This is a genomic window from Micromonospora maritima, assembly GCF_902825405.1.
GTDB classification, from domain to species: domain Bacteria; phylum Actinomycetota; class Actinomycetes; order Mycobacteriales; family Micromonosporaceae; genus Micromonospora; species Micromonospora maritima.
In genome coordinates this window covers 1-1,499 of the sequence record NZ_CADEAU010000827.1, presented here as the reverse complement: position 1 = coordinate 1,499, position 1,499 = coordinate 1, and the positions used below count along the sequence as shown (strand labels likewise).

2 protein-coding genes are annotated in these 1,499 nt (G+C 74.7%); both read right to left on the bottom strand.

Annotated features, from left to right (window positions below; translation table 11 throughout):
- Positions 1–228: 228 nt before the first annotated feature.
- Positions 229–837: a winged helix-turn-helix domain-containing protein gene (locus HUW36_RS32710; RefSeq protein WP_174531569.1), complete on the bottom strand. Its 609-nt coding sequence runs from the start codon at positions 835–837 to the stop codon at positions 229–231.
- A 291-nt stretch (positions 838–1,128) separates the two neighbouring features.
- Positions 1,129–1,499, bottom strand: a 371-nt coding sequence (locus tag HUW36_RS32705) for a winged helix-turn-helix domain-containing protein (RefSeq protein ID WP_174531568.1), incomplete at its 5' end; no start/stop codon positions are given.

Below are 1,499 nucleotides of genomic sequence, written 5' to 3'. Positions count from 1 at the left end.
AGGGCGTCCGGCCCGGCGGCCGGCGGTCCGTCGACGGCAACCCGCAGCCGGCCGGGCGTCTCGGTGCGGGCGAGACGCCCGGCCAGCTCGGCGACGAGTCGGTCGGGGCTGATCGGGCGGACGCGCATCCGACCACTATGCCCAGGCGGCGGGACGGGTCACCAGGGGATCGCCTCCGGGCGGTCGGGGCTCCGTCCGGCGGGCGATCGGTGGATCGGCGGAGGCGCCTCAGCCGGTGCGGTCGATGGTGACCCGCGCGTCGTCGGCGAGCCGGTAGCCGACGCCGTAGACGGTGGTGACCAGCGGGACGTCCACGCCGACCTTGCCGCGCAGCCGGCGCACGTGCACGTCGACGGTGCGGACGCCGGCGTGCTCGTACCCCCAGACCGCGTTGAGCAGCTGCAACCGGGTGAACACCCGGCGCGGGTGCGCGACCAGGTGCAGCAGCAGGTCGAACTCCAGGCGGGTGAGCGGCAGCGGCTCGCCGTCGCGCAGCACCGAGCGGGAGGAGGCCAGGATGTGCAGGGCCGGGATGGTCGGGGCGAGCGGACGGGCCGGTGCGCGGCCGGCCGGCAGCGGGTCGGGACGGCGTTCCGCCGGGACCGTGCCGGTGCTGATCACCGCGTCGCCGCGTTCGAGCATCTCGCGGGCGGCGTCGAGGAGCCGGCGGGCGGCCGGGGTGAGCGACTCCTCGCAGGCCAGCGGGATGTTCAGGGTGACGGTGAGCACGGGCGCGGCGGTGTTGGCGGGACGACGCTGGCCGCCGGGCGGACGGCCGGGGACCGCGGGTTGGGACGTATGCCATCCGGCGCGCGACGAGGCGGGGCTGACCGACATGGTCCTCCTTGGCTGGTCCGGGTATCTCCCCACGGCCCGGGACGCCGCTCCATCGATGCTTCCCGGCGCCTGTGCGAGGGTCAAGGGGCGGCTGCGTTGCATGAATGTGACAATTGACGAACACATCGGAGCCGGGTGCTCGCTCTGCGTACGAGGCCCGTTGATTACAGCAGAGCGCCGAAAACGGGCGCTACGGGGGGGTCCCCGGCCGGTTCACAATGGCGGATACGACGGCGACGTGAACGCGGCGCACCCGGATCGCCGGGTGCGCCGCGTACCGGCCGGAGCAGGTCAGGCGTCCCGGTCCACCTCGATCGGGGCGTCGTCGGCGAGCCGGTAACCGACGCCGTACACGGTGGTCACCAGCGGCGTGTCCGGCCCGAACTTCGCGCGCAGCCGCCGCACGTGGACGTCGACGGTGCGGGCCACCGCGTGTTCGTAGCCCCAGACGTTGGCCAGCAGTTGCAGCCGGGTGAACACCCGGCGCGGATGCTCGGCGAGGAACAGGAGCAGGTCGTACTCGATCCGGGTGAGCGCGACCTCGACGTCGCCGTGCCGGACCCGGCGGGTTCCGGTGAGGATGCGCACCGGGCCCGGCCCGGTCGCCGGGTCGTGCGGCGTCGGCCCGGCCGGCGGCGCGACGGCGCGACGCAGGTCGAGCA

Bases quoted from the DNA above. Each gene is read 5' to 3' on its own strand.
- HUW36_RS32710 (WP_174531569.1), bottom strand. From the start codon at position 837: ATGTCGGTCAGCCCCGCCTCGTCGCGCGCCGGATGGCATACGTCCCAA.